The sequence below is a fragment of the Pseudomonas floridensis genome, assembly GCF_002087235.1.
Classification (GTDB): domain Bacteria; phylum Pseudomonadota; class Gammaproteobacteria; order Pseudomonadales; family Pseudomonadaceae; genus Aquipseudomonas; species Aquipseudomonas floridensis.
The window spans coordinates 1-974 of sequence record NZ_MUIO01000253.1 but is presented as its reverse complement, the minus strand read 5'-3'; the positions used below and the strand labels follow the sequence as shown (position 1 = coordinate 974).

The following is a 974-nucleotide window of genomic DNA, read 5'->3' as shown; positions in this document are numbered from 1 at the left end:
GGCGTATCGCTGATCGGCAGCCTGACGCTGCGCCCCTGACCCAGTTGGCGGGCGGCAAACACCAGCCGTTTGAGCGGCTGATTGAGCTGACGCACGAAGATCCAGGCCGATGCCGTCGACAACAACCCGATAGCGAGGAACCAGCCCAGAACGCTCCAGATTTTCTGACCACGCAGCGGATGCGGATACAGCGGTACTTTCAGCCAGCCATCACCCAGGCTTGGCGCACGCACCCAGAGTGCAGGCGGCGCATGCACGCGCAGCCGCACTTCGGTGTCGGCGCCCAGTTCGGCCTGCATCTGCCGTTGATAGATCTCGCTGTACGGCCAGTGCTGCTCGCCTTCCGGCACGCCACCGCCCACCACGCGAATCAGGCCGGCCGCCTCGGCAATGGCTTCCCGGTCGTTCTCGTCGGCGGCCCAGTAAGCGCGCAGTGTGAGAGCGACGCCATGGCTGTATTGCCTGTCGACCAACACATCTTCGTTCATCAACAGGTAGACCAGCGTCAGTGCCTTGGAAAACAGCACGACGATGAGCACCAGCCAAAGGGTGCGAGAGAAAAAGCTTTGCGGGAACCAGAGCGGAGTCTTCATAACTGCAGCTACACACTTTGCAGGGCGAGCCGAGGCTCGCAAGTTTGCCGAACGCGGGCCAGACCCGAGGTACGAACGCAAAAAACCAGAACGTCGATAACCTTCAGAAGATTATCGACGTGGCTGGCAGGAACTTCGGTGTTCTGTTCTGACAAGCGATCTGTCAGCGATTTCCGGCGCCATCGGGAACGAATACATAACCTACGCCCCAGACCGTCTGGATGTAACGGGGTTTGGACGGATCCGGCTCGATCAGACGACGCAGACGCGAAATCTGTACGTCGATGGAGCGCTCCAGTGCATCCCATTCCCGACCACGCGCCAGGTTCATCAGCTTGTCGCGGGTCAGTGGCTCACGGGCGTGCATGACCAGCGCCTTGA

General features: G+C 60.8%; 1 protein-coding gene and 1 pseudogene. Both read right to left on the bottom strand.

All coding sequences use genetic code 11. The annotated features are described in order from the left end of the window. Positions 1-593, bottom strand: a 593-nt coding sequence (locus tag BZK31_RS28715) for a two-component system sensor histidine kinase family protein (RefSeq protein ID WP_482822374.1), incomplete at its 3' end; no start/stop codon positions are given. Positions 594-756: 163 nt separating this feature from the next. After that, positions 757-974 (bottom strand): annotated as a pseudogene (gene amgR, locus BZK31_RS28710) (two-component system response regulator AmgR); the annotation flags it as partial.